Below are 23,516 nucleotides of genomic sequence, written 5' to 3' on the forward strand. Positions count from 1 at the left end.
TCTCGCAGTTGTGGAAGACCGCAAGACTTGCGAGGCCACGGGACCTCAACAGTGGATGCTCAAGAAACCACCACCACGCTCAAGCGCGAAGAGCCCGATTCCTTCTGCGGCGAGCACAAGCGTCTCCGCCTCAGTCTTCTTAGTCGACGCGTCCAGGTTGCGCGTCTCCGCCGTCGTCTTTGCTCCCTCCAGCCACTGCTTGCGTAGCAGTGGCAGTGCCGCTGCAGCGGAGACAACCCCGGATACCAGGCCCCATGGCCCGAGCGCGGTCACCAGTGCCGACATGTCGAGCGCGAGCTGCGGTGATGATTCGATTCTGAGGCTCCGAAGAATCGCCGGCTCCGAGTAGCGGGCAGAAGACGCCCGCGAATCCACAAGACTGGCAATCGAGCGGATTCCTTCGAGGTACTCGAAGAAGAAGTAGACCCGGCGGCTCGCCAGCTCCGTTGTTGTCGCGTCTTCGTTCGCTGCCCGCAACACCACGTCTGACGTCACTGTTGAACGCGGGACCCCGGCCTCGACGATCGAAAGGCTGATGAGTTCGGTGAACTCGACCTCGATCAGGATCGGGTCGGAGTCGACGTCGACATCGACGATGCGCCCTGGCTGGACTCGGCCGCTCTCGAGAAAGCGCAACGACACCATGTCTCCGCTCGACGGCTTCAGTCCGCGAAGCGATTCTGCGAGCTCCTGATCCACGAGAGTGAGAACTGCCCCGGTCTCACCGACCTCGATCGTCGTACAAGCAGCCTCGAAGAGCTGGTTGCCCTTGGCAATTACCAGCTGGACACCTTCAGCGACTCGTGTGTAGCGGTATCGGCTCTGCGCCGAGGCGTTGTCGAAGGCACCTGAGGCTCGGGCAAGGTCGAAACGATTGATCGAGATGTAGCGATCGAGTCCGGCCCGAAGCAGCTTGCGATAGTGCCCGTACGTCCGCTCCCGAATTGGGCCGTAACCCGCGTCGAACAGCATCTGATTTAGGTCATCGATGGTGATGTCGCCACCGAATCGTTGGAAGATGTCGAATCCTGCTCGTGCTGCGGCTGGCGTTGCGTTGACCATGAGCATTCATCTTCGCGCGCATAGCGGTGTCCGGGCCGGATTCCCCAGAGCATCCCTCAGACTTCGAGACCGTGCACGAGCGACGGTGGCGGCAGCTCCGCCCGTGGGAGTTCGACTCCCCGCAAATCGACCCATCGAGTGAGTGTTTCGCCAAGCTGACCGAGGCTAGAAAGTTCCTGGTGGTCCTCAAAGATCGAAACGACCTCGGCCAAGTCCGCTGGGCTTGCTTTGCGGCCGTAGGCCCAGTTCCTCCATTGGTCAAGGGCTCGGCAGAATTCGTTGGCTCCTACGGCAACACCCTCGAGGTCTTCCCAGTCGTCGAGGATTCGGCGGGGCGAGTCGAAATTGCGGTTGTCGTCGAAGATCTTGCGGAGGTCGTCGAGTGGCGCACGGGTCGGCGCGGCGAGTTCCTCGGCTCGGGCCAGACGGTGGTTGGCGGCGGCGAGGACGTCTGTCGCGGCCTCGACGTCTCGGCGCGCTGAGCGACGGTGAAGTCGGCCGGACTTGCGCAACTCGGACTCGGCCTTCCACAGCGCTGACTGCGACTCGCTCACGACGTGCTTCGCAGCGACGACCATCTCTTTGAACGGGGCGTGCGCCGCCTCGGCAGCAGGCAGATCACGACTTGCCTCGGCCACTCGCCTTTCGTCCGCAGCCCGCTCGGCGTTTCGTTTGTCGAGCGCGTGTTGGGCGGCTCGACGTTCCTCCTCGGCCGTCGCCCGCAACTCGTCGAACCATTCGGGGATCTGAACGCGAGGCCGTGGCCCCGACCTCGGCATAGCTTCGGCGAGCAGGCGACGGTGGGTCGTTGCGGGGATGTCGGCTCGGTCGACTGCGATGGCTGCTTCGAGGATGCTGATCGCTTCGGCGATGTCAGGGGTGCCGGTGACGACGAGAGCCAGGTTCTCGTCGCGACCTCGGGTCATGCCGACGTACAGCCCGCGCCCTGTCGTGGCGGTGGTTGCGAGGGTGATGCTGCGGTCGGCGGTGTCGCCTTGGGCGCCGTGATCGGTGGTGGCGTAGGCGAGCTGCACGTGTTGGCGGACGTAGTTGGCGGGGAGGGTGATGGTGCCGTGTCCGTCGAGTCGGGTCACGGTGATCTCACCGTTCTCGGTGCTGTCGGTGATGGTCCAGCGTTCTCGGTTGCGGATCGATTCGCCGGTGGTGGAGCGGAGTCGCCGGTCGTTGCGACGGGTAGCGACGATGTCGCCGACCATCGCGCAATCGTCATCTATCTGGACCATGGTGTTCTGGTCGAGTTCGCCGGCTTCGATGCGCCGTTGCTGGATGTGGTGGTTGATGGCGCGGACGTGTTCGTTGCGGGTTGTCGTGATCGAAATCGTCTCACCGCCGTCACGGCTTCGGGTCCAGGCGTCGGTGATCGTGTCGAGATGATCGTCGAACGTGCCGGCTCCGATGCGGCCGAAGGTGTTGTAGAAGTGGAGTGCTTCGGGGTCGCCTTGGCGCAGGCGGAGTGAGTTGGTGGCTTCCCAGTCGTTGGTGAAGCGGTGAAAGTTCTCGAGTTCGCTCGCGCGGCCGGTGGTGCAGAGTTCTTGGAAAATGCCGCCGCGGCCGACGGATTGAAGTTGATATGGGTCGCCGACGAGGGCGAGTCGCCACTCGTGTTGTTCGGCATGCTCAACGAGTCGGTGGAGGTCGGCGGTGTTCAACATGCCGGCCTCGTCGACGATCACGGTCGTTCCCGGTCCGCAGTCGAACCACGATCGGTTCGGGTCGGGGTGGTCGAGTTCGTAGAGCAGCTTGGCGACGGTGTCGGTCTGCATGCCGGTCTCGGTTTCCAGGACACGGGCCGCCTTGGCCGTCGGTGCGAACCCGATCACCGTTCGCGTCTGCGCGTGAAGATCGGTGACGGCAGCTTGGAGCATGCGGGTCTTACCGGCACCGGCCGGGCCGACGACGAGCACGAGCCGGTCGTGTCCCGCGACCGCACTCGCGGCAAAGTGTTGTTTGTCGTCGAGCGCGTGGTCGGTGACCGTCGTCGACGGGTGCGGCGTGCCCGCTTGAGCGTCCAGCGCCCATGTGATGATCCGCTCTTCTTGAGCCAGTACGTGCTCGCTCGTCGCCTGGCGTGCGACGGGCTCGACGTGCAGCGACCGCCCATCGGATGATCGGCGAGGTGCGTTCGGTGCGGCGGGGTCGAGGTCGATGCAGGCGTCGAGGATGGTGTCGACGGCTTGGTCGAGCGCTGCCGCCCAGGTCGCGGCGTCGTGGCCGGGTTGCGGTGTGGCGAGGTCGGAGATCGCGCGCAGTACGTCGAGGCGGTTCCACGTCGAGCTGCGTTCGGCGAGCAGTTCGAGAACGTCGGCAACTGCGATCGGCGATGCTTCGAGCGGCCGCCGCTGCGCCTCCGCACTCACGGCGTCGACGAGTGAGATTGGGTCGTGGCCGAGGGTGGTGGCTTCTCGTGTCCACCGGGCTCGAAGGTCGGTGGCACCGAGTCCGGTCTTGCGGGCTCGGGTGTCGCCGGAGGCTTCGCGTTCCATGGCGGAGAACTCGCGGTGGCTCGGTTCGCGGCCGTTGGCTTCGATGAACTCAGCGACGCGGTGGTCCATCTCGACGGCGATGTCGTGGGCGCGCTTGGAGAACTGGTGCAGCAACTCTGTCGGGACGCCGGCAATCTCGGCCTGTCCGTTGACGATGGGATCGAACGCGACGCCGTACCGGGCGGTCAGCTCAGCGCGCAGGACCGATTGGTAGAAGTAGCCGAACGCCTGCTGCTGCCGCTTCAACACTCGCCCGTCGAGCGCGTACCAGCGGCCGTCGACGGTTTGGACCTTCGCGGAGATGACGACGTGGGTGTGGAGCTGCGGATCGTCGGCTCGGCTCGTCGACTGGCGGAACACACCGATCGTCAGCCCGTGGGTTTCGGGATACAGCCGTGTCCCATTCGATCGGATGCGGGTGGTCGAGCCGTACTTCTCGATCAACTCGATCGCTGCGCCGACAGCTCGGTCGTGGCATTCGGCGAAGCCCTCGTCGCCGGTAAGTCCCCACAGCACCGAGACCGACTTCGGTGCCGAGAACGTGGCGTCGTAGCCGGCGACCGCCTTGATCACATTCCCCTTCTGGTCGATGCGGTCGAGCAGTTCCCGACCGAGCGACTCCCCCGTGAAGGGGTGACGACCCAGCAGGACTGCTTCGAGACGGTCGGGTGTGACCTCACCGATGAGGCCGAGGTCGGGTGCCTGCTTGCCGGTCCACTGGCCGGGGAGCTCATGCTTGTTCTTGGTGAGGTAGTCGCCGTAGTAGGCCGCCGTTGCTTCGGCGGTGCGAGCGAACAGCGTCGTCACCCGGATCATGATCGGTCCCGACAGCTGGCGGGCACCTCTCTACGGGTTAGAGATTTGTGGTTGTGGGTGGTTGGTTCGGTCATGGGGGTGTTCCTTCAGGAGTTGAAGGTGAGGGAGAGTTGGCCGGTGTCGGTCGTGTTGACCGTGTCGGTGGTGCTCGTGGTACTGGTGGTTCGACGATGTGTTGTCGAATGAGGTCGTCGATGGTTCGTCGTCGTCGATGCGCCGACGGTGAGGCAGACGGTCGGGACTGAGCGGGTCCCGATGAGTGGTCCAGGTGTTGTGCGGGTTGGGGTTGGTGTCGGCTGATCCAGGCCTTGGCGGCCTCGCTCGGGGTGAGGTCGCCGTGGGCCGTGTGGGGTCGGTTGATGTTGTAGTCGATGCGCCAGTCCTCGATGATCACTCGGGCCTCGAGGAGGCTGTCGAATTGCCAGAGGTTCAACAGTTCGTCGCGTAGGCGGCTGTTGAAGCTCTCGATCCAGGCGTTCTGCCACGGTGAGCCGGGATCGATGAACACGCACTCGGTGCCGTTCGCTGCGCACCACTCGGCGACCACGACAGCGACGAACTCGGGGCCGTTATCGAAGCGCACGAACGCTGGCGGCCGCCCGCGTTCGATGGCGAGGCGGTCGAGGCAGGCAACGACGTCGTCGGCGGTGATCGAGTGCGCGACATCGATCGCGAGTGCTTCTCGGGTGTATTCGTCGATGACGTTGAGGATTTTGACTTGGCGGTGGTCGATGAGGTGATCGAACTGGAAGTCGAGCGCCCACAAGGCGTTCGGCGCGATCAGCGACATGGGCCCAACGTGCGCGCCGACTCCGGTGAGGCGCTTCTTGCGGGACTTGGTCGGCACCTGCAGGCCCTCGTCACGCCACAGGCGCCGAACCCGCTTGTTGTTGACCTTCCAGCCGCCCCGGCGGAGTTCCTTCGCGGCGCGTCGCCACCCCCACCGGGGTCGCCGCTTCGCGAACGCCCGGAGGAACTCGCGTAGCTCGGCCTCGTCATCGGGGACCGGTGGCGGGTCGAGGCGCTGAGTTGAGCGGTGCTGACCCACGATCCGGCACGCCCGACGCTGCGAGACCCCGAACCGATCCTCCAGCTCGCGCACGGCGTCACGGCGGCGGTTCGGGGTCACCATTTTCCCTCGGCGAGATGCTTCAACATCTCCTTGTCCAGCTCCGCCTCGGCCAGCAGCTTCTTCAACCGGGCGTTCTCGGACTCGAGCTCACGAAGTCGTTTCGCGTCGTCGGCTTTCATGCCGCCGTATTGGTTCAGCCAGCGCGCCCAGGTCGATTCGGCGATGCCGAAGTGTCGGCACACCTCCTCGACCGTCTGACCGCCAGCAAGGAGCTTGTGGCCCTCGGCGAGCTTGCGGATGATCTGTTCCGGCGTGTGTCGTCGTCGAGACATCGTCGGTCCTTTCTGCCCCGACCACCATGGCCGAGACGATCAGACCGCACAACTACTGGACCACTCCCAGGGGGTCACCGCAGGACGTCGAGCCGATATGCGCCCGTCTGGAAGACACCGCTGTCGGAGCGGCGTTGCTCGGCGTGGAGCACGCCGAGGTCGCGGAGCCGACGAACGGCGCGAGCGACGGTGTCCTTTGCGAGTCCGAGCGACGCGGCAAGCGAGCGGATGTAGACGTGGGCGACGACGTGCTCGCCGTCGCTTGTCGAGCGCTGCATTATCTCTTCGAGCACCGACCATGCCGTCGAGCCGACGTAGGCGCGCAGCTCGTGCGCTCGCGGGCCGAGGACGATCGTCCGGCGGGTCGGGTCAGCGTGCAACGGAGGCTCCCTCGACGGGTGCCTCCGCATCGCACAGCCGCACGACTCGTCCGGTCGTCACGAGTTCCATCAGCGCCCAGCGCGGAACCCGGTAGCACTCCTTGCTGAACCGGATCACCGGCAGTCCGGACGTGCCGCCCGAATTCAGGTACTCGTGAGCGAGTTGGTAGCCGAGCGTGCGGCCGATCCGCAGGATCTTGCAGGCCTCGCGCATCGTGAGAAGCGGGTGCTCCTCCGACTCAGCGAACTCCTCCAGCAACGACATGGACCATCAGAAGTACACCCATGTGATTCGCCCTGCAAGCTCCGTGTTTACTGGGGATCCGGACGATCTGGCACCAACACACACCACCGGACACTGACGGACATCAGCGAACACGAACGGACAATTCAGCTGTGATCAGGATCACAGACTGCTCGCCGTCCCGAATGTGAGGACGCGGTCGTTGACGACAGATCGAGTCGTGAGTCTCGTCGCACGATCACCGGGGCCACCTCGCGACCGACGACAGGGTCTATCCTTCATGGGGTGAGCGTGCCGATGTTGACGGACTTGCGGAATCGCCGCGAAGAGATCATCGAAACCGCGCGCGCTCGTGGAGCGACACGAGTACGGATCTTCGGATCGGTCGCACGCGGAGACGCAACGGAAGCGAGCGATATCGACTTCCTCGTCGACCTTGACGAGGACCGTGGTCTCTTCGATCTCGGCGGGCTCCTCATGGACCTGCAAGAACTCCTCGGGCACAACGTTGACGTCGTCACCGATGCCGGCCTCCGAGCACGCGTCTCGACACGCGTGCTGCACGACGCCGTCGAGCTGTGAGGAACGACCGAGACCGCCTCCTCGACATGTTGGAGATGTGCGACCTTCTGATCGCACACGCCTCCGATCCCGGCGCGTTGACCACGGACCCGGTTGTCCAGGCCGCCGCACAGCGATGGATCGAAGTGCTCGGCGAAGCCGCTTCACATCTCTCGGATCAGCTCCGATCCGCCCACCCCGAGATCCCGTGGCGCGAGATCATCGGCACTCGAGTAATTCTTGCGCACGCCTACTTCCACATCGATCAAGACATCATCGGCAACGTCGTTCAACGCGACATCCCAGCCATTCGAAGCCAACTCCAGCAGATCCTCGACAGCGATCAGACTGGGTGAAGCAGAAGGCTCGGTAAAGCGCCAAGGCCCGCCGAAGCAGACCTCGCACCCCAGCCACCGAGGCGACTGGGGGATTGCTCAGAAGGTGCCACAGCAGCAATGTCGGCAACCGCGCCGGTTCTCCATCGATTATTGGAAACGTCACTGGTGTCGCTCGATCAGTTCGAGGCTGGCACGTCGAGATCGTTCGTCGTCAGCATCAAGGAGATCAACTGCAACAACCGGCCACGGGGCGACGTTGACGTGTTCCGCGAACGGCCACACATCGCCATCGACTATTCGAACGATGAGGTTCGGACGATCGGCGTCGGGCTCCAGCACCCCGATCCACAAAGTCGGCCGCTTGGCTCGACCCGGGTTAGTTAGTCACGCTCGTCGCCTCGATGAACTTCGGGTGTTGACTCGCGGTCGGGTCGCGGTGGGCGCTGGCCGTCGGTTTCCGAGCTGAGCTCGTCCCGATCGCGTTCGGGATCACGGTCACGCCCTTGCGGGCGTACGTCGTCATACCGATGCCGCTCAGCCGCAGCGGGCGGCCGCCCCAGGCTGTCACGAGGACGGCTCGTGCCGCGGTCCTCGCTGGTTCGGTCGCTGTCGTAACAGAGCGATGTCGCGCTTGGTCGAGTCGTGCCTTCGCTCCTCCTCGCGATCCTCGACCGTCCACTTCGTGGTGAGAAGTGCGGTATCGGTCTCTCGTTGGATGCCGTACACGTCGGTGATGGTTTTCAGAATCGGGCCGAGTAGGTCGACACTCAGCATCGCTCACCCCTCTCGCCAAACCTTGTCGGCAGCATCGTCGGGCCGGTTGCCGACTACTCGCCATCCGCCACGGCTTCAACGTGATTTACATGCACCACACCGTCCGGCCGCTGACGAACAGGCCCGGCGTCGCCCGGGAGATCCGGCTCGCTACGCCTCAGCATCGATCGGCGGCTTCGGCGCCGCGACTGCCGCACACTGGGCCACACATAGTCATTGCAGTCAGATCTGGCCGAGTTCGAAACTCGACTGCAGCAGTCGATAGTCACGCCGTCAATACGATCATCGGCCCTCGCTGATTCGGCAAGACTTTCGATTGCGGAATGCTGCGTTGATGGCGGACGGTTTTCGAACACCTGCCGATCGAGGCCCTCAACCGTCGCCACGGCGCGTGCAGAACTCGTGTACAAACTCATCGTCTTAGAACCTCATGGCTGACCGTTCCCAAAACAGCCGTCGGAAACGCACCTCGCTACGGCCACGGCTAGCACGTCGCGGGCCAGGTGAAAAGGCATCCAATTCAGGATTCCCTAAAGATCTTCGCGGACCCAACGCAGGCCGCACAGCTCAGACGATTGACGATGTTGCAACGCACCTTCGACGCGATCCCCATCGATGACGACGTCGCCGCCAGCCATGGGCGTCTCGCCGCAACAGTCGTGGGAGTCGGCCGCCAATCCCGGTCGTTCGACCTCTCGATCGCCGCCACAGCACACGCACACGACGCTCGCCTCTACACGCCAAACGCGTCAGACCTCGTCGGCCCCGACGACCTCCTGGAGATCGTCACCGTTTGACGGGTTGATGGGTCGGTTCCACGCGCTGCGGACCTACACCGTCGCCACGGCCGTCCGGACCTTCTACTCCGGAATCGACAGGAGGGGCACATGGGATACGACGCGAACTTCATCTCCGGTGTGACGATCAACTCGCCCGTCAGTTGGCGGCCGGGCCGCTCGCTGAGGTGTCGAGTGTGTTCTGGTAGACCGTCGATTGCGTCGAGTCGCCGTCGACCAGCACGCTGTGCTGACCCGGGTTGAGAGCGGTGGTCCCCGCCTCCAACGTGACCGTTTCGGTCTCCGACACTGCGCTGCCCGACGTGTTCGTGCCCGTGAAGCGGAACACGCACCCCGCCTTCCAGATCGCCGGTTTGCCGTTGAGGACCAACCCTGGATAGGTCTCGAAGCTGACCGGATCGGCCGTCCATGAGCCGGCCGCGGTCTTCGAGCCGTCCCCGATCGCTGTCTTCGTGTGCAGCACTGTGCCGGGCGTCGCAGTGACATCCCCCACGACCGCGACATTCTTGCTCATCGCTCCACGCCCGCTGATCTTCCCAAGTTCGCGCTGATCATGTCACGTCCGGTTTCGTATGGCGCTACCGATCATCGCTCCTGCGATCGCCGCATCGATCGAACCGGCATCGACGGCGACTCCGAGGCCTCCAACAGCACTCAACACGTCGGTTCGGTCGGCACTCGCCAAGCGTCCGATCGTGCCGAATCCTGCGGCACCGAGCGCCTCTGCGACCCGGGGGTCAGTCGTGACCCCGGTGACTCCCGAGTTCAGGAGCGCACCGCCAGTTCGATCGACCGAGTCGCCTGCGAGCACTTCGGAGCGAACCGCTGCGATGCGTCCGTCGGGCAGTTCGGCAACGATCGACTCGATCGCTCCAGCCACTGCGTCGGCCCGGGTCGCAAAAGTCGCATCGCCCGGCAACGCAGCGATCACCGTTCCGAGCGCCACGCCACTCGGCAACGTCACATCGGCTCCGTGACGCCGCACGTCGGTCACGGTGACGGGACCGTCGCCGAAAAGCGCGTCGATCGCAGGGTGGGTGAACGCTTCATCGATGTCGAGCACGAGGCCCCCGAGCTCACCCGGGTCGATGACCCCAGGATCAAACACCTCCAGGCCACCAAACGTCGGCCGAGTGGTTTTGATCGGTGTGCTCGCAAAGTCGACAAACTTGAAGTCGTTGCCGAACTTGGTGACAAAGGAGTCACGCCCGTCGAATGTGGCGGTTCCGAGGATGACGGGACCCGTCTCCTCCTCTCGCCCTTCCTGTTCGAGCGTGTGCACCTGGTTCTGCAATGTGGTGATCTTCGCCTCCAGTTCCGCGGCGACGCCGAAGAGGTCCGAGCGGAGCGCTGCCACACAGTTCCCCAGTCGAGCGAACTGGTCGCCAATTGCGTCGAACTCGTTCTCGAGAGAATGGAATCGAGCGTTGACGCCGAGTTCCTCGGGTGTCATCCCCGCTTGGACTCTGCTCTCGCCGTCGATCCAGTCGACATGAGCGAATCCGCGGGAGTAGTCGACGACACATGACGGGTCGTTCGCCTCGACGTCGGTGTCGAAACGGAACGGCGTCGGCGTGGTCGAACCGGTCACACCGACGAACCACCCGCCCACGATCTCGGCGATCGTGGTGTTGGACAGTCCAGCGACGGAAAGCGACTCCGCCACGACCGTGCTCGATGTGCCGTTGATCGTGAAGCCACCTTCGGTGATGTCGATCGTGGTCATGTTGGTCTCCTTTGTGATCGTCGAATGTTGAGGCGGGTTAGAAAACGCGCCTGGTGTTGCGGTTATCAAGCCGACCGACGTCGCGGCGTCGCCGATCTTGGTGATACGTACGTGACGCCGAACTGCTGAGGAACTCCGCAGTCCCGTCACCGTCGGCGTCGACGTGATGTCGGCGCATATCGAAGGTGTTGACCTCGATGCCGATGGGGTGAAGGTGGTCGAGCAAATTCATCATGAACCCGTATTCGTCGCGCTCAAGAACCGCCGTCGGGTCGTCGAGTTCGATCCGCACCTCGAAAGGGTCGGCGAGCCCACGGCGCGAGTAGGAGATCGCCACCAGGAGTGCGAGTCCGGTTCGGCCGGTCGTGACGACCGCCTTGCCGCCACGTGCTTGAAGAATCTTGAGCGGGTCGTCGCTGCCAGGCTGCGCCTTGGGAAGCCTCGTCTCGTACCAATAGAACGACGCCCCAGGCGGACCGACACCGATCGCGGTCGAAGCAGGCAACTGAGAGATCGACGCAACGATCACCACTTCGCCGAACGCGTCGTCCCACACAGGACGCACGCTGTGGAATCCGGCGGTGATGAGCGCATCCGACCAGGCAATGAACCCATCACGCACATCCTCCGGGCTCCCGAAGGCGGCCACCGCACTGCTGGGGATCGAGAACGCTGCCAGCTGGTCGAAGTTGAACACGCGAAGCAGATTCTCTGCGAATCCAGTCGAGCTGGAGATGACGACACCGGCAGCGAATGCGGCATCCAGATTTGATGGGGGCGTTCCGTTCGACGAGGTCATGTCGCCGATGCGGTCGATCACGTCGTTCGGCGGAATCGGTGATGGAAGTGGCGGTAACCCTGCGGCGCTCATCGTGTCGTCGACGTTCGCCAAGGATTCGGCGACCAGCCGGTGCACACCGACGGCCTCGCCTGGCGGATGCGCCCGCGCCTCGAACGTCGCGGTTTCTCCGAGCGAGAGCTGATCCGGTCCGTCGACCCACATCCCGAACGTCGGGAGTGGCGACAGGTGCAGCACCCCTGGACCAACTGGATGAACCGTGCGGAATCCACACGGCTCGAAGATCCACGACCCGGACGGGTCCTCGGCTGGACTCCGCGGCTCGAGCCCCGACGCCAGCGCTGCGATGTCATCGCCGCGACCAGCCACCGCACCGACGCCTGCCGCCATCGACGTCAACTGTGCCGCGGTCGGTGGGGCGATGTCGATCCCGAGCCCGAGTTCGTAGCGCGACCCGCCATCACGCTCGTGCCCCCGCAGGAGTCGAATCTGCGCTGTGTGTCCAAGCGCCCGCATCAGGCGGACGGCACGGTCGAACGACGACGCAACCAATGGGGTGAAGCGGCGGGTGAGGAGCGGGTCACCAACCCGAGTGACCTCTGCAGCGATCGTCGCCCGAATGGCCTCTCGTCGAGCGCGGCCCTCTGCGGGCATCCGGGTCGGCGTCGGCCGGTCCAGATCGACCAGGTGAATGGTCTCCAGGACGGTTTGAAAGCTGTCGAAGTCAGCTGCGGCATCGGGACCGACTCCGACGATCTTCATGGCGATCGACAGCTCGTTGGTCTCCTCGACGACACGGAAGCGATGATCGATTCCGGCCCGTCCTGGAAGGCCGCTGTTCGCATCAGCCGCATCCCCTGAGCCGTTGAGCGCACGCTCGAAACCCCCCGGAGTCGGAAGGATCCACGACGAATAGATACCGAGCCGAGCGCGGTACGCGTCGTCGGGTTCGCGGGGGTCGAGGCGGCGGGGCACAAGCAGCGAACGGCCACGCTCGTCGAGCGCACCAGACGATGCGAGTTCCAGATGCCGAGCAGCTGCGGTCTCTCGGATCGTCCGGAGGCAGCGTTGTTTCTCGAGGGTGGCCAGCAACAACATCCGAGCGAATCGCCCCTGCAAGACCACCGCGTCGACCAGTTCAGCGGCGTCGGCTCGGGCCATAGCCGGCCCTGGGCTCGGGTGTGCGTGGTGGCGCCGCCTGTCGGTCAACCGATGTACTACGGCGTCGACGACGAACGGGCCTGAACCATCTGACCCTGCGGCATGTTCGGGTCGGAAAACCGGGAGCATGGTCCCCTCTTGGGTGAACGGTGAGAAGACCACGTCGGGCTGAGTGGAACCGTCGACACTTCCGCGGACGACCAACGCTTCGTCAGCGAGTGGACGACGCAGCCGCACGAGCACAACCACCTCGCGCCCCGCGTGGACGTCGAACGAACCGTCGACGAGCGGCACGGGGTCGAGTGACATCCCCGCGGCGAACGGAGGCGTCAGCGCTGAACGAAACAGGTCGAGGCCCGATCCTCCAGCAGGGCGTGGCGTGAGTACCCGACCCATCATCGGATCCTCATCGCGTCGGCGTCGTCGACGAGTTCGGCAACTTCGGTCGGTGACACCGTGAGGTCCTGCTCACAGGCGAAGCTCTCGATCGGTGTTGCACTGCGCGTTGTTCCTGTGTCGGCTCCCCCAATCGTGGGCGGGTAACGAAGCAGGCGCAACTGTTTGACATCGACGACGCCCGGCTCCTCCATGATCGACCAGAGCACCTCGGAGTAGCGCATTGGTTCGCCGATCCTCAGCGCTTGCACATACCTCGCTCTTCTGCTCTGTCCGTGGGTGAGTTGAGGGCCTATCCGCGGGTGCACCCCGCCTGATTCCTAGGTTTCGCGCTGTCGAAGGCTCGAAACTGAAAGGACGGCAGACGGGGTGCTGAACACCAAGGTATGGGAGAAGGCGTGCGGGTTGACGCGCACGGTCGTGGAAGGGGTCCGTGTCGACGACACCGATGGATCGATCGTGGTGTCGGCACGACCTGATGCGAGGGCTCGTGGCCGCTGCGGACACTGCCATCGACGTTCGCCTCGCTACGACCGTGGTGATGGTCGTCGGCGGTGGCGGGCGTTGGACGCCGGCACGACGAAGGTGTTCATCGAAGCCGACGCACCCCGGGTGCGTTGCCGCACGCACGGACCGACGGTGGTGGCAGTGCCGTGGGCTCGTCATGGGGTCGGCCACACCCGCGACTTAGACGACTTGGCGGCGTGGCTGGCGGTGCGCACCTCGAAGTCCGCGACGTGTGAGTTGTTGCGGGTGGCGTGGCGCACCATCGGTGCGATCGTCACGCGGGTCAATGCAGATGTCGAGGCGCGTGTTGATCGTCTCGACGGGTTGCGACGGATCGGGATCGATGAGATCTCCTACAAGCGCGGACACCGCTACCTGATCGTCGTGGTCGATCACGACACCGGCCATCTGGTGTGGGTCGGCCCTGGCCGCACCGACGCCGACTTGGAGGTGTTCTTCGACGAACTCGGCAACGAACGCGCTGCGGAGTTGACCCACATCTCTGCGGACATGGCGGGCTGGATCGCCCGCGTCGTCGCCAAGCGAGCCCCGAACGCCGTGCGCTGCGCCGATGCGTTTCACGTCGTCGCGTGGGCCATCGAAGCGCTCGACGTCGAGCGTCGCCGAGCCTGGAACCAGGCATCGGGACGAAACGCGATCACGACCGTCATGTCCCAGCGAGGACGCGCACGAGGCACCTCGCTCGGCATCGCACGCGCCCGCTACGCGCTCTGGAAGAACCCCGGCGATCTCACCGAGAACCAACGCGCCCAGCTCGACTGGATCGCCAAGATCGACCCTCGGCTCCATCGCGCTTACCTGCTCAAGGAAGGACTGCGGTTCGTGTTTGCCGTCAAGGGTGACGCCGGCAAGCACGCGCTCGACAGGTGGTTGTCGTGGGCGCGCCGGTCGCGAATGCCGGCCTTCGTCGAACTCGCCCGCAAGATCGTGAAGCACCGAGTGGCGATCGATCACGCCCTCGACTCCGGGCTCTCCAACGCCCTGATCGAGTCGACCAACACCAAGATTCGGCTCCTCACCCGCATCGCGTTCGGCTTCCACGGACCCGAACCCCTCATCGCCCTCGCCCTGCTCGCGCTTGGCAGCCACCCACCCGCCCTCCCAGGCCGAACCTGACCCACGGATACAGCAGAAGAGCGACATACCTGCGGACCCGTTGAAGGATTCTGAACTTCACAGCCCGCGCCTCTGGCGAACTGTTGATGGCGCTCGCTGTGCCGCCCGGAATCGGGATGCCGTCGACCGTCAGGTCACAGCTGAATCCTGCACCGACGAGCGTTGCCATCTCGATCTTCGGGAGGATCCCGATCGGGCGGACTTCGTCGACCGCGTCTCGGATCCGAGCAAGGAGTTGGCCGGGACCGTCCCAGATCGCGCCGTCGCCGGGAGCCACCAAGACCGTGAAGTAGTACGGCTCACCGAGGCTGCGTTCCTCGGAGAACAGTCGCTCGACGAAGTTGAAGTTTCCATAGATCGATTGGTTGATGTCGAGACCGCCGAACAGGTCCTTCACCACCGTCTGGCGAACCCCGGCCACCAGGGACACCGCGACCTTGATCGCCTCGGGGGTCCAAAGGTTGCGGGGCATCGTGAGGAGCAGATCTCGATACGCCGAGTCGCTCCAATAGTCTTCGCCACCAGTCATTGGTTGGTCGTGTTCGATGACGACGACGTCTGCTGCGAGGGCCGTCACGATCTGACGGACCACGTCGGACCGATGGTCGAGCTCGTTGAACGAGACGAGGATCTGGTCCACGTCGGACGGGTCGAGGTTGAACTCTGGCCCTGGTTCGAAGGCCATCACGGCCGCCGCGGCAGAGGTGACGTCGGCGGTCAGTTCGACCGCGTCGGACAAGAAGAAGTCGTGGCCGCCAGTAGTGAGCAGCCGGGTGCCGCGCTCGAGTCGCACCGTCGGAATCCCTGATGGAAGGTCACCGTCGAGTGAGATCGTGACGCTGCCGACCGAGCGATGGTGGGGTCGCTCGATACCCAGCTCGGACCCGAGCATCGACAGCGCGTCGCCGGTCGCTGTAGAGATGAAGGAATCTGCGTAGTAGCTGCCGAGGTGTTCCCACAGCCGCGCTTCTTCCAGCGCGAGCATCTCCAACCACTTTCTGGTGACGCTGCCTGAGGTCAGGTCGAGATCACTTCCGAAAAGCACCTGGGCGGCACTGAGTTTCTCGTCGAGAAGTCGGCCGACCGACTTGGGAACGAAGCCGGCGTCGGTGATCCCGAATCCGTTGGCGGCCGTCGTCGAGACGAGCGCGTCGAGGTCGATGTCGTTCATGATGGTGTTCCTTCCACAGCGCCGAGCACGAGGCGCTGGACGTCTCCGATGACGGTCTGCACCTCGATCTCGGTCATCCATCGGCGTGAGCCGGGTTCGGTTTCTTCGATTCGGACGTCGAGCACGCGTTTGATTCGGTTGTCGAGTGCGATCGTCTTGAGGACGGCGAGTCGCAGCATCTCGGTGGTCATCGTCGGTGTCATGTCGGCGCTCAAGACGCGGAGACCGTCGAACCCGAATCCGACGTTGAACATGTCGTTCCCGGTCGGGGTGAGCAGCGCCACCTTGAGGTCCTGAGCGAGGTTGGCCGCACCACTTTGGGTTGCGAGCTCACGACCCGCCGGGCCGTCCTCGAATACGATGTCGATCCCGATGCTGTCGGGCGACGCGTTCTCGACGAGCGGTCCGGTGCCGAAGTAGCGGCGTTCGATCTCGGCTTGTTCGGTCATTTCACAACCTCCACTGAATCGGCGACGTTCATCGTGATCTTGTTCGCATCGAAGGTGATGTCCTTCGATGTCGAGATCGAGATGTTTCCTTCGCTGTCGATGTGGATCGAAGCGCCACTCTTGTGCTCGATCAGCACCTCGTCCTCGGCAGCGGATTCCGGCCGGTTGCCCACGTCGACGAGCAACCCTTCCCCTACCTTGATGGTCAGCCCACGCGCGTGGATCGCACGACCTCCATGACCGTCGATGAGGTCGTGCACCGCTGGTCCGGACGGGGTGCTGGCAGCGCGGGGGTTGTCGTCTCGTTCCGCAGGCGAGAAGTCGACCGGGAGCGACAGCCAGTAGTCGCCGAGTTCGGACCTTGGCTCCGCCGACTCGTTCCACAAGCAACCGGCCACGATCGTGTTGCCGATCTGTTCCCGGTAGTGGAGGTCGACGACCCGCGTCCCGGGATAGTGGGGGATGACGAGCCCCGTGCTGCCGAATGCGTACGGGGTGAGGTACGGCTTGTTGAACAGGACGGTCGGCGCCTCAGCGAGTTCTGCCCGCACCGACGCGTTGCGTTGAGCCGTCCGATCGAGCCCCTCGTGCACATCGAGGCGTTGACCGTCGAAGGCTCGGTCCCCTTCCGTGGAGAACTCGACCGATTGAGCAGCGACCTTGCCGACGTCGAGATGGATGACCTCGGCGCGTTCAGAACGCGATTGTGCAGCGAGTGCGATTGCGGTTCGAGCCGCCTCGTCAAGCGCTCGAGCCTCAGCCGTGGTCGCCGATTCGGTCGACTCCACGGGTTCGCCGTCGGTCTGGCGCTCGACCCGCAGTTTCGTGACGAGTCCCTTCGCCCGATCGAGGCTGTGTTTGACAGAGACGACTCGGAACGTCGAGAAGTCGGGTTCGACAGATGCACCAAAGGACTGAGCGATTCCAACCGCAACATCGCCGATGCCACCAAGCACCGAACTGGCGGTGGTCGACGTGAGCGAGCCTGGGTCTGGCTCCTCGGCTTCGAGCTCGACCTTGTGGCCGATGTCGATGTCAGCTCGTCCACGCATCAAGACGTCGTAGCGCAACACGCTGGGTGCGGCGATCGGGTTCTCGGGGTCGCCCGAATCATCTTGGAGGACCGGGGTGGTCTCGACGAGTCCCGTCTTCGCTTCGATCTGCTTGGCTTCCAACTGGCTGCCCGTCGAGGGTGCGGCCCACGGCCCGAAATGGAGCCCGTCGGTTGCGACGAACATCGGAATCTGTCGACCGACCCCACCTCCGTGCGCTTGGGTTGCGAGGTTCCTCAGAGCGTTGTGCACCTTCGCGTCGGGTGGCGTCTCGATGACCTCGTCGATCCCGTCGTAGGGCGGCTGCGGCGGGTGAGGCTTGACCGGCACACCGGCATTGCCCGCGTAGTGCCTTGCGTAGTAGATCGCCGGGCTCCCGGGCTGCACGGGAGGTGCAGTGGCTGCCGTGTTGCGGAGGCGATGAAAATTCAGGTCGATCCCTGAGATATGCGTTCGATATCGGAAGTCGCCGTGGAGGCGTTCGTAGGTATGGATACGACCGTGGATCACCTCGTGGTAGTCGCCCGACCCGCCGCCCGAAAGGAGCGCTCCAACGTCCTTGAACGGAGCCAGGCCCCCGCTGCCGAGGTCGCGCCAGCCAAGTGCGATCTTGGCGAAGACGTACGGCCCACCGACTATTGACGCATGGTCGGCATCGGACAGACCTTCGATCACTACATCAAAGGTCGGTGCCCGAAACGATGTCGTACGTTCGACGCTGATGGTCGCGAAGTAGTCGTCTCGACTGATCGTTATCGCGCCTTGGTCGATCGGGTTGCCATCCGGGCCCGCGCAGCGGAACTCGATCTGCCACCCCGCGTCGAATCCGACGACGGCCGGGTCTGCCATCGATTCAAGCAAGCTGGCCATAGGGGTCTTCCTCGTCGATCGTTGCGGTCGCCTCGTTGCGCGAAACACCACTCGTGCAGATCCTCAACTCGGCGGCAAAGCGCCCGCCGGTTTCGCCCGGTCGAATCAGGGACGCCGCCGTGAGCGTGCATTCCTGGACGGTGACCTTGATGACCAGCGGCGACCCCTCGTTGTGTCCGTACACCAACTCTCGGCCAACGATCACCGGCCGGGAGCCAAGGAGTACGCCGTCCTCGCGGACCGCGAGATGTGGGCGAACGAGGTCGGCGGACACGGTGGAGGGTGCAGCGCCGACCATCCAAGAGCGGGCGTCGCCGGGCACCGAGTTCCTTGTGTGCTGCTGTTCGGCCACAGCATCGACGAGGACGTCGGTCGCCGCAATCGACCGCAACGCTGGGACGTCAGCGACACTCGCAGAGAGGGTCACCGAGAATCGGCGGCCAGCCGCGTCGACGGGCACGGTTTGTGGGACGCCGCGGGCGGCGACGATCGGAATCGGGACCATTGTTTCGCTCATGTCAGTGCGTCCGTGAGGCTCATCGCTGCGGCGGCTCCGAGGTCGATCAGCACGTTGAGTGGTCCGGGTTGCGGCACGTGGCGGAGCCCGATGTTCACTTCGAGCGTGTCGCGGCGCGTTGCCGACGCTGCGAATGAGAGTTCGGTGACGTGCATGTCGAGCCGAACGGTCATCGAGGTCACCGGGATCAGGCCGCCGACACCGCCGCCGGTCCAGCGGGCGAGTGCTCCCCCTCGGCGGCTGAAGTCCGCGAGCAGTTCGAGACTCTGTTTCCAGGCGAAGCGCTGTGGGCCGATCAGCAGCGCACTCATCTGCACGCTGTCGTCGGAGTTGTCGACAGCGGCGCGGAAACCCGACGAACCGACGGGCGGCAACGAATAGGTCTCCGAGAGGGACATCCGCGTCACCACGAACAGCGGCACCGGGAGCAGGCCGTCGGTGAGGATTGCCGACGGGAGTCGTTGGAATTCGTCGACGGTCGAACGGGGGCTCATCGGCTGGCTCCGGTCATACCGCCGACGACGAACTGTAAGTCCATGTTGCGGTACGGCGGTTCGAGATGCTCACGGGCAAGCAAGCGGAAGTAGTCCGCCAACTCATCGTTGTTGCAGATCCACTTCACACCCCGCAAGCCGTGTTCTCGGGCCCACTGCAATTGATCCTTCATCTGGCGCAAGGTCTCCCCTCGTTTCTTGTCAGCAAGCGCGAGGTCCGTCGCACGTTGAGCGGTGGGCGCCGGGTCGCGAGCTGCGCGGGCGAGTTCGCCGTCGAGACTGTTCGGCGTGTAGTCCCGCCGTGGTTGACGTCCCGTGACGAATGGACTGGTCTCCAAGGGCCCACCGAGGTGTTTCGCATCGACGACATACCCGCCGAGGATCCCGTCCAAGCCGAGCCCATGCCCTTGGTTCGGGCTGTAGGCGCCCTTCCATTCGAACGGCAGGTTGGTGACCTGTTGTTGGTGGAGGTCATGGGGCTTGGTGCCGAAGTTCGCCTTCGGTTCGATCTCGCCCGTCGCCCAGAGGATCGCAATCACCAAGTCGTCGGCGGCCTGACCTCCCGATCGCAAGGCGCTGCGTACAGCTTCGGCGACGTTCCCCCCAGCCACATCGACGAGTTGCCGTGCGGCCACTGCGATCGATTCTGGGAGCTGACGCGTGCGCCAGATGCCGTCACCGACTGCCGCAATGGCGTGGATCGCCGTGCGGAGTTGAACGATTCCGCCCGCGAGACTGGTCGGGACCGCAGCGCCTCCAGCACGTGCAAGCGCAGTGCCTGACGGTGTCACCGCGGCGGGCGCAACTGCCACCGTCGGCCGCACCAGCGCGTGTTCCACTTCGGCGCGAAGGGCTTGAGCCCACACGCCGTTGCCGTCGGTGTCGATGATCATTCGGAGCCGTGATTCCAGGGAAGCGAGGTCGTCCATCGCTTGAGCGATCTGGCTGAGGTCGTTGGCGCGCATCGCGGACGTTCGTCCGCCGAGTCCCTCACCACGCCGAAGGGCGGTGAGATCGGCCATCGTGCGTCCAAGCGCATCATTGAGGCGGACCAAGACACCGGCCGTGTGGGCTTCATGCCCACGAAGTGCCGAGTACAGAACGCCACTGACGATGTCGAGCATTTTCGGCCTGGGACCGGACGGATGCAACAGGTCCATCGCTCGTTGGAGCGAGGAAATCTCCGAGCTTTGTGAGACGAACGCGCGCATTTGGCGGGCCAGCGCGGCACGGTTGGGAAGTGTCACTGGTTCGGCTCCTCGGACGTTGCGGCCGGATCGCTGGCCGTGGGCCCGGCGGCGGTCTGGGTGAGCTCGGTGTCGACCACAGCTGCCGCCGTGACCTCGATTGCTGGCTGGCCGGCCGCCAGCGCGCCGAGGGCCGCGTCGATCTCGGGCAGCGTTCCGTGTTCGGCTGCAGTTCGGCGCATCCACGGCACGAGCACAGGTGTGATCACAACCGGCAAGAGGAGCGTCGTGGCTCCCGCGAGCGCACTCGCCATCACAGCCTGTTTCAGCGCGTTCTCCATCACGCCCGCCGCCATCCGGTCGAGAATCTGTCGCCGAGACGCGGCAAGTGCTGATCGGGCGGTCCCTCGTAAACCTTGCTCTGCGACCTCGCGAAGGCCGGTCCGCGCAGTTCGAACCAGCGCCGCTGCTCCCTTGCCGACCCCGACGACGTCGAAGATCGAGAAGGCCTTCGACAGGTTCGCCATCATCCGAGCAAGTTCGACGTCTTGCCAATGCAGGATGGCTTCAGGGTCTTTCAGCGCGCGGTACAGGTCTTCGAGGCGGTCGGCTTCGCTGATGTCGTAGGCCGTCAGGGCGAGACCGGCCGCGCCTGTGGCGACGCCGACGGCGAGCGCCCCGAGTGGAGCACACAGCAGCGCCAGGCCGATGATCCCAGCGGTGGAGAAGAGCATGATGAAGTTGTCCCACCCGGCCTTCACCCCGATCGCCCTGTTGATCCCGATGCGGTACGAGTCAGTCCCCTGCGTGTGACCGCGCAAGATGTTGTCGGCCATTTCGTGAATGCCGGTGAGGTCGTACTTCAGGCCGCGATTGTTGTAGCCACCTTGTGCTTTGACGTACTGCGACGCCTCGAGTGCGAAGAAGGGGCCGTCCTCGCGATCCGAGGTCTCCGAGATCATTTTCGTGTTCGCCCGCCGCATCTCGTCGAGTAGGTCCCACAGGTAAGTACGCGCCGTGTCCGGGTTGCGAGCAAAACGTGTGTACAGCGCGTCAAGGTCGGCGATCTGGAGAAACATCGGATCAGACATGTTCAGCACACCGCGACGCATGGCAACCGCTTGATCGAGTTCTTCGATCGTCCAAGCCCGACCCAGGAAGTTCGCGCGGCGCCCGCTTCCTGAATCGGTGATCGTGGCAGCTTCCAACGCAGCGAGGATCGGGTCGGCGACGCGGTCGATCGGGGGCGGAGGCCGGTATGCGTCGCCGCGCATTCGAATCATGGGTGGAGGTGTTGCGAGCACGGAGCGAACACTTCCCGAGACATTCATTCGGTCCGCATAGCGGATCGCCGTCCTCAGCACCGACATTTTCACGACACTCGAACCGAGGATGTCGAGCTTCTGGGTGAAGCTGGCCAGCGTCTCCTCGAAGGCTGCAATTCGGCCGGTGATGCCCTCGCTGGAGCTGCGCAACTGCTGCAGCAGGATGACGCGGCACGTCTCGGCGTACAGCCACATGCACGAGGTGTCGAGCTCGCGCATCTTGGAGAAGAAACGCAAGAGGAAGGCAGCAGCGTTGGGGTCGTTGTCTCGGTCCGCCTGCCAGAAGATCTGGTGAGCGTTCTCTGGACGCAGGTAGACCTCACCGATCAGGTCGCGGAGGTTGTCGACCTGGACCGCGAGTTCACCCAACGTCTGGAGATATTCGAACTCGGGTGTGTCGCCAGGTTCGATCTGGATGAAACCTTGGTTGCCGCCACCATTGGGTTGCACCGACACTCGCGTCGTCGTCTTGCGGTTGACCGAGGTGACCCCGATTGCGTGCGCTCTCGCCCCGATGAGCAAGGCCGCGTTGACACAGAACTTCGCCGCATACCCGCAGTAGTCGAGTTCGAGCTGGATCGCGATGTGTCGGATCGTTCGTTCGAGGGCGGCGCCCCCGATGGTGAGGTCGGCAATGGGCGGTTCACCGAGGAACGCTTCACACTTGAGCTGCTCGGTGCCGCCGCCGATCACAGGCCAAACCCGCCCCTCGCCCTCGGCGCCGGCGCGACCCAGCGGCCCGCCGCGCGGGCCCCGACGAGTCCCGCCTTCGCCTTCACCACTGCCGCCGGTGCGCCGACCGCCGGGTTGTCCGTTCGATTGGCGGCCGCCTCCGCGACGTTCGCCGCCCGAGCCTTCCACCGACTCGCCCGTGCCGAGTTGCATCTGGGCGATGAAGCGGATCGGGATCGCCGAATCGACACCTTCCAGTTCGCCCCCGCCCATCGAGATGAATCGAATCCGTTCACCGTCCTCGAGGGTGTGGATGAGTGCGTCCGGGCGGTTCGCCGCTGCTGCCATCCGTGCCCGAATTTCTGGTTCGGGTGCGCTCTCGCGTGTCTGAGCCTCAGCGTTGTAGAGGCGCAGCAAATTTTGGGTCGTCGCGGCTTCCTCGGTGCGGGTCAACACGTAGTGACCCATCGGCGGTTGCACCGTCGTGGTGATGATTCGATCGTTCTCCTCGTCGTAGTCGAAGAGAATGAGGTCGTGAGCCGCCCAGTTCCAGGAGTACGGCAAACCGTCCTCGTCGATCGCCCCGACTTCGAACAAGAAGTAGAGGGTGTTCTTGACCACGCGGCCATCGAGCAGGAACGTGCCGTAGAAGCCGGGGTACCCGAATCGCGCCGGATCCCACACGGGTCCGAAGCGCTCCACGTGAGCTGCCCAGAGTGCGTCTTGCACCGCACCGACGGTCAATCGTTGCGGCTGGGCGACGGGAACCTCGCCATCGGTCCCGTCGTCGAAGACCGGGACCTTGTAGCCCCGAGCGGTGGTTCTCTGCGGGTCGCCGGGTTCGCTTGCACGGCCACGTACTCCGATTCCGGTACCTCGGCGTTCGAGCAGCCCGCTCGATTCGATGCCGTAGTCCACCCCAGCGAGTACGGCCGCTTCGACGCGGCTGGCCTGAGGGTTGGGCGCTCCGTCTGCGGTCTGGATGATGACGCTGGACGGTTCCACGACGACGCGACGACGACGCCCGCGCGGGCCGACCACTTCGCTGTGAGCGATGTCGCCAGCGCGCTTCACGGCGTTGCCGACATGATGCTTGATCCCTGCAAGGTCAACAGGTCGCGGCGAGCTGGCAAGGCGCACGGTGATGGGTATGTCGAGGCGGACGGACATGGT

The 23,516-nt window shown here is 64.4% G+C and carries 21 protein-coding genes and 1 pseudogene; 4 read left to right on the top strand and 18 right to left on the bottom strand.

Going from position 1 to position 23,516, the window contains the following annotated elements:
• Positions 1-45 precede the first annotated feature (45 nt).
• The 5 genes and pseudogenes from ACOOHC_RS14755 to ACOOHC_RS14775 all read right to left on the bottom strand — a co-directional run bounded on the left by ACOOHC_RS14755 (position 46) and on the right by ACOOHC_RS14775 (position 6,431).
• Positions 46-1,062: a hypothetical protein gene (locus tag ACOOHC_RS14755; RefSeq protein ID WP_420451166.1), complete on the bottom strand. Its 1,017-nt coding sequence runs from the start codon at positions 1,060-1,062 to the stop codon at positions 46-48.
• A gap of 56 nt (positions 1,063-1,118) precedes the next feature.
• A complete protein-coding gene (gene mobF / locus ACOOHC_RS14760; protein ID WP_420451167.1) occupies positions 1,119-4,373 on the bottom strand; it encodes a MobF family relaxase in 3,255 nt (1,084 codons plus the stop codon).
• Positions 4,374-4,656: 283 nt separating this feature from the next.
• Positions 4,657-5,786: pseudogene (locus ACOOHC_RS14765) on the bottom strand (IS3 family transposase); the annotation flags it as partial.
• 74 nt (positions 5,787-5,860) lie between these two features.
• Positions 5,861-6,166, bottom strand: coding sequence for a hypothetical protein (locus ACOOHC_RS14770; protein WP_420451168.1), 306 nt, complete (start codon positions 6,164-6,166; stop codon positions 5,861-5,863).
• The gene (locus ACOOHC_RS14775; protein ID WP_420451169.1) at positions 6,156-6,431 is read right to left on the bottom strand and encodes a hypothetical protein; all 276 of its coding nucleotides are present in this window, start codon (positions 6,429-6,431) and stop codon (positions 6,156-6,158) included. The genes ACOOHC_RS14770 and ACOOHC_RS14775 overlap by 11 nt, the downstream gene beginning before the upstream one ends.
• A 276-nt stretch (positions 6,432-6,707) precedes the next feature.
• Between ACOOHC_RS14775 and ACOOHC_RS14780 the strand changes: the two genes are divergently transcribed.
• Positions 6,708-6,992, top strand: coding sequence for a nucleotidyltransferase family protein (locus tag ACOOHC_RS14780; protein WP_420453810.1), 285 nt, complete (start codon positions 6,708-6,710; stop codon positions 6,990-6,992).
• A 26-nt stretch (positions 6,993-7,018) separates the two neighbouring features.
• Complete coding sequence (locus ACOOHC_RS14785) at positions 7,019-7,327, top strand: DUF86 domain-containing protein (protein WP_420451170.1); 309 nt, start codon at positions 7,019-7,021, stop codon at positions 7,325-7,327.
• A 141-nt stretch (positions 7,328-7,468) separates the two neighbouring features.
• Here ACOOHC_RS14785 and ACOOHC_RS14790 read toward each other — a convergent pair whose 3' ends face one another.
• Together ACOOHC_RS14790 and ACOOHC_RS14795 are read right to left on the bottom strand one after the other, a co-directional pair.
• On the bottom strand, positions 7,469-7,648 hold the full coding sequence (locus ACOOHC_RS14790) for a hypothetical protein (protein WP_420451171.1): 180 nt from the start codon (positions 7,646-7,648) through the stop codon (positions 7,469-7,471).
• A gap of 225 nt (positions 7,649-7,873) precedes the next feature.
• The gene (locus ACOOHC_RS14795) at positions 7,874-8,083 is read right to left on the bottom strand and encodes a hypothetical protein (protein WP_420451172.1); all 210 of its coding nucleotides are present in this window, start codon (positions 8,081-8,083) and stop codon (positions 7,874-7,876) included.
• Between the two features lie 581 nt (positions 8,084-8,664).
• On the opposite strand from ACOOHC_RS14795, the gene ACOOHC_RS14800 reads away from it, so the two are divergent.
• Positions 8,665-8,880 carry a hypothetical protein gene (locus tag ACOOHC_RS14800; RefSeq protein WP_420451173.1) on the top strand — a complete coding sequence of 72 codons (216 nt, stop codon included), beginning with the start codon at positions 8,665-8,667 and terminating at the stop codon, positions 8,878-8,880.
• 139 nt (positions 8,881-9,019) lie between these two features.
• Here the strand turns inward: ACOOHC_RS14800 and ACOOHC_RS14805 are convergent, their stop codons facing one another.
• Genes ACOOHC_RS14805 through ACOOHC_RS14820 form a run of 4 tightly spaced genes read right to left on the bottom strand, consistent with a single transcriptional unit; the run spans position 9,020 to position 13,186 of the window.
• Positions 9,020-9,394, bottom strand: a complete 375-nt coding sequence (locus tag ACOOHC_RS14805; protein WP_420451174.1) for a hypothetical protein — start codon at positions 9,392-9,394, stop codon at positions 9,020-9,022.
• A 42-nt stretch (positions 9,395-9,436) separates the two neighbouring features.
• Positions 9,437-10,606: a hypothetical protein gene (locus ACOOHC_RS14810; protein ID WP_420451175.1), complete on the bottom strand. Its 1,170-nt coding sequence runs from the start codon at positions 10,604-10,606 to the stop codon at positions 9,437-9,439.
• Between the two features lie 37 nt (positions 10,607-10,643).
• Positions 10,644-12,962 carry a hypothetical protein gene (locus ACOOHC_RS14815; RefSeq protein ID WP_420451176.1) on the bottom strand — a complete coding sequence of 773 codons (2,319 nt, stop codon included), beginning with the start codon at positions 12,960-12,962 and terminating at the stop codon, positions 10,644-10,646.
• The gene (locus ACOOHC_RS14820; protein ID WP_420451177.1) at positions 12,962-13,186 is read right to left on the bottom strand and encodes a hypothetical protein; all 225 of its coding nucleotides are present in this window, start codon (positions 13,184-13,186) and stop codon (positions 12,962-12,964) included. The genes ACOOHC_RS14815 and ACOOHC_RS14820 overlap by 1 nt, the downstream gene beginning before the upstream one ends.
• Before the next feature lie 145 nt (positions 13,187-13,331).
• Here ACOOHC_RS14820 and ACOOHC_RS14825 point away from each other — a divergent pair, with 145 nt between their 5' ends.
• Positions 13,332-14,606: an ISL3 family transposase gene (locus tag ACOOHC_RS14825; protein ID WP_420451178.1), complete on the top strand. Its 1,275-nt coding sequence runs from the start codon at positions 13,332-13,334 to the stop codon at positions 14,604-14,606.
• Here ACOOHC_RS14825 and ACOOHC_RS14830 read toward each other — a convergent pair.
• Genes ACOOHC_RS14830 through ACOOHC_RS14860 form a run of 7 tightly spaced genes read right to left on the bottom strand, consistent with a single transcriptional unit; the run spans position 14,545 to position 23,513 of the window.
• Positions 14,545-15,777, bottom strand: coding sequence for a hypothetical protein (locus ACOOHC_RS14830; protein WP_420451179.1), 1,233 nt, complete (start codon positions 15,775-15,777; stop codon positions 14,545-14,547). The two genes, ACOOHC_RS14825 and ACOOHC_RS14830, sit on opposite strands and share 62 nt — an antisense overlap.
• Positions 15,774-16,226, bottom strand: coding sequence for a hypothetical protein (locus ACOOHC_RS14835; RefSeq protein WP_420451180.1), 453 nt, complete (start codon positions 16,224-16,226; stop codon positions 15,774-15,776). The genes ACOOHC_RS14830 and ACOOHC_RS14835 overlap by 4 nt, the downstream gene beginning before the upstream one ends.
• A complete protein-coding gene (locus tag ACOOHC_RS14840; protein ID WP_420451181.1) occupies positions 16,223-18,148 on the bottom strand; it encodes a hypothetical protein in 1,926 nt (641 codons plus the stop codon). The genes ACOOHC_RS14835 and ACOOHC_RS14840 overlap by 4 nt, the downstream gene beginning before the upstream one ends.
• Positions 18,132-18,665 carry a hypothetical protein gene (locus tag ACOOHC_RS14845; protein WP_420451182.1) on the bottom strand — a complete coding sequence of 178 codons (534 nt, stop codon included), beginning with the start codon at positions 18,663-18,665 and terminating at the stop codon, positions 18,132-18,134. Before ACOOHC_RS14845 ends, ACOOHC_RS14840 begins: the two co-directional genes overlap by 17 nt.
• On the bottom strand, positions 18,662-19,159 hold the full coding sequence (locus ACOOHC_RS14850; RefSeq protein WP_420451183.1) for a hypothetical protein: 498 nt from the start codon (positions 19,157-19,159) through the stop codon (positions 18,662-18,664). Before ACOOHC_RS14850 ends, ACOOHC_RS14845 begins: the two co-directional genes overlap by 4 nt.
• Complete coding sequence (locus ACOOHC_RS14855) at positions 19,156-20,406, bottom strand: hypothetical protein (protein ID WP_420451184.1); 1,251 nt, start codon at positions 20,404-20,406, stop codon at positions 19,156-19,158. Before ACOOHC_RS14855 ends, ACOOHC_RS14850 begins: the two co-directional genes overlap by 4 nt.
• The gene (locus ACOOHC_RS14860) at positions 20,403-23,513 is read right to left on the bottom strand and encodes a hypothetical protein (RefSeq protein ID WP_420451185.1); all 3,111 of its coding nucleotides are present in this window, start codon (positions 23,511-23,513) and stop codon (positions 20,403-20,405) included. The genes ACOOHC_RS14855 and ACOOHC_RS14860 overlap by 4 nt, the downstream gene beginning before the upstream one ends.
• Between the last annotated feature and the right edge of the window lie 3 nt (positions 23,514-23,516).

Source organism: Ilumatobacter sp., from assembly GCF_965215205.1.
In the GTDB taxonomy this organism is placed as follows: Bacteria; Actinomycetota; Acidimicrobiia; order Acidimicrobiales; family Ilumatobacteraceae; genus Ilumatobacter_A.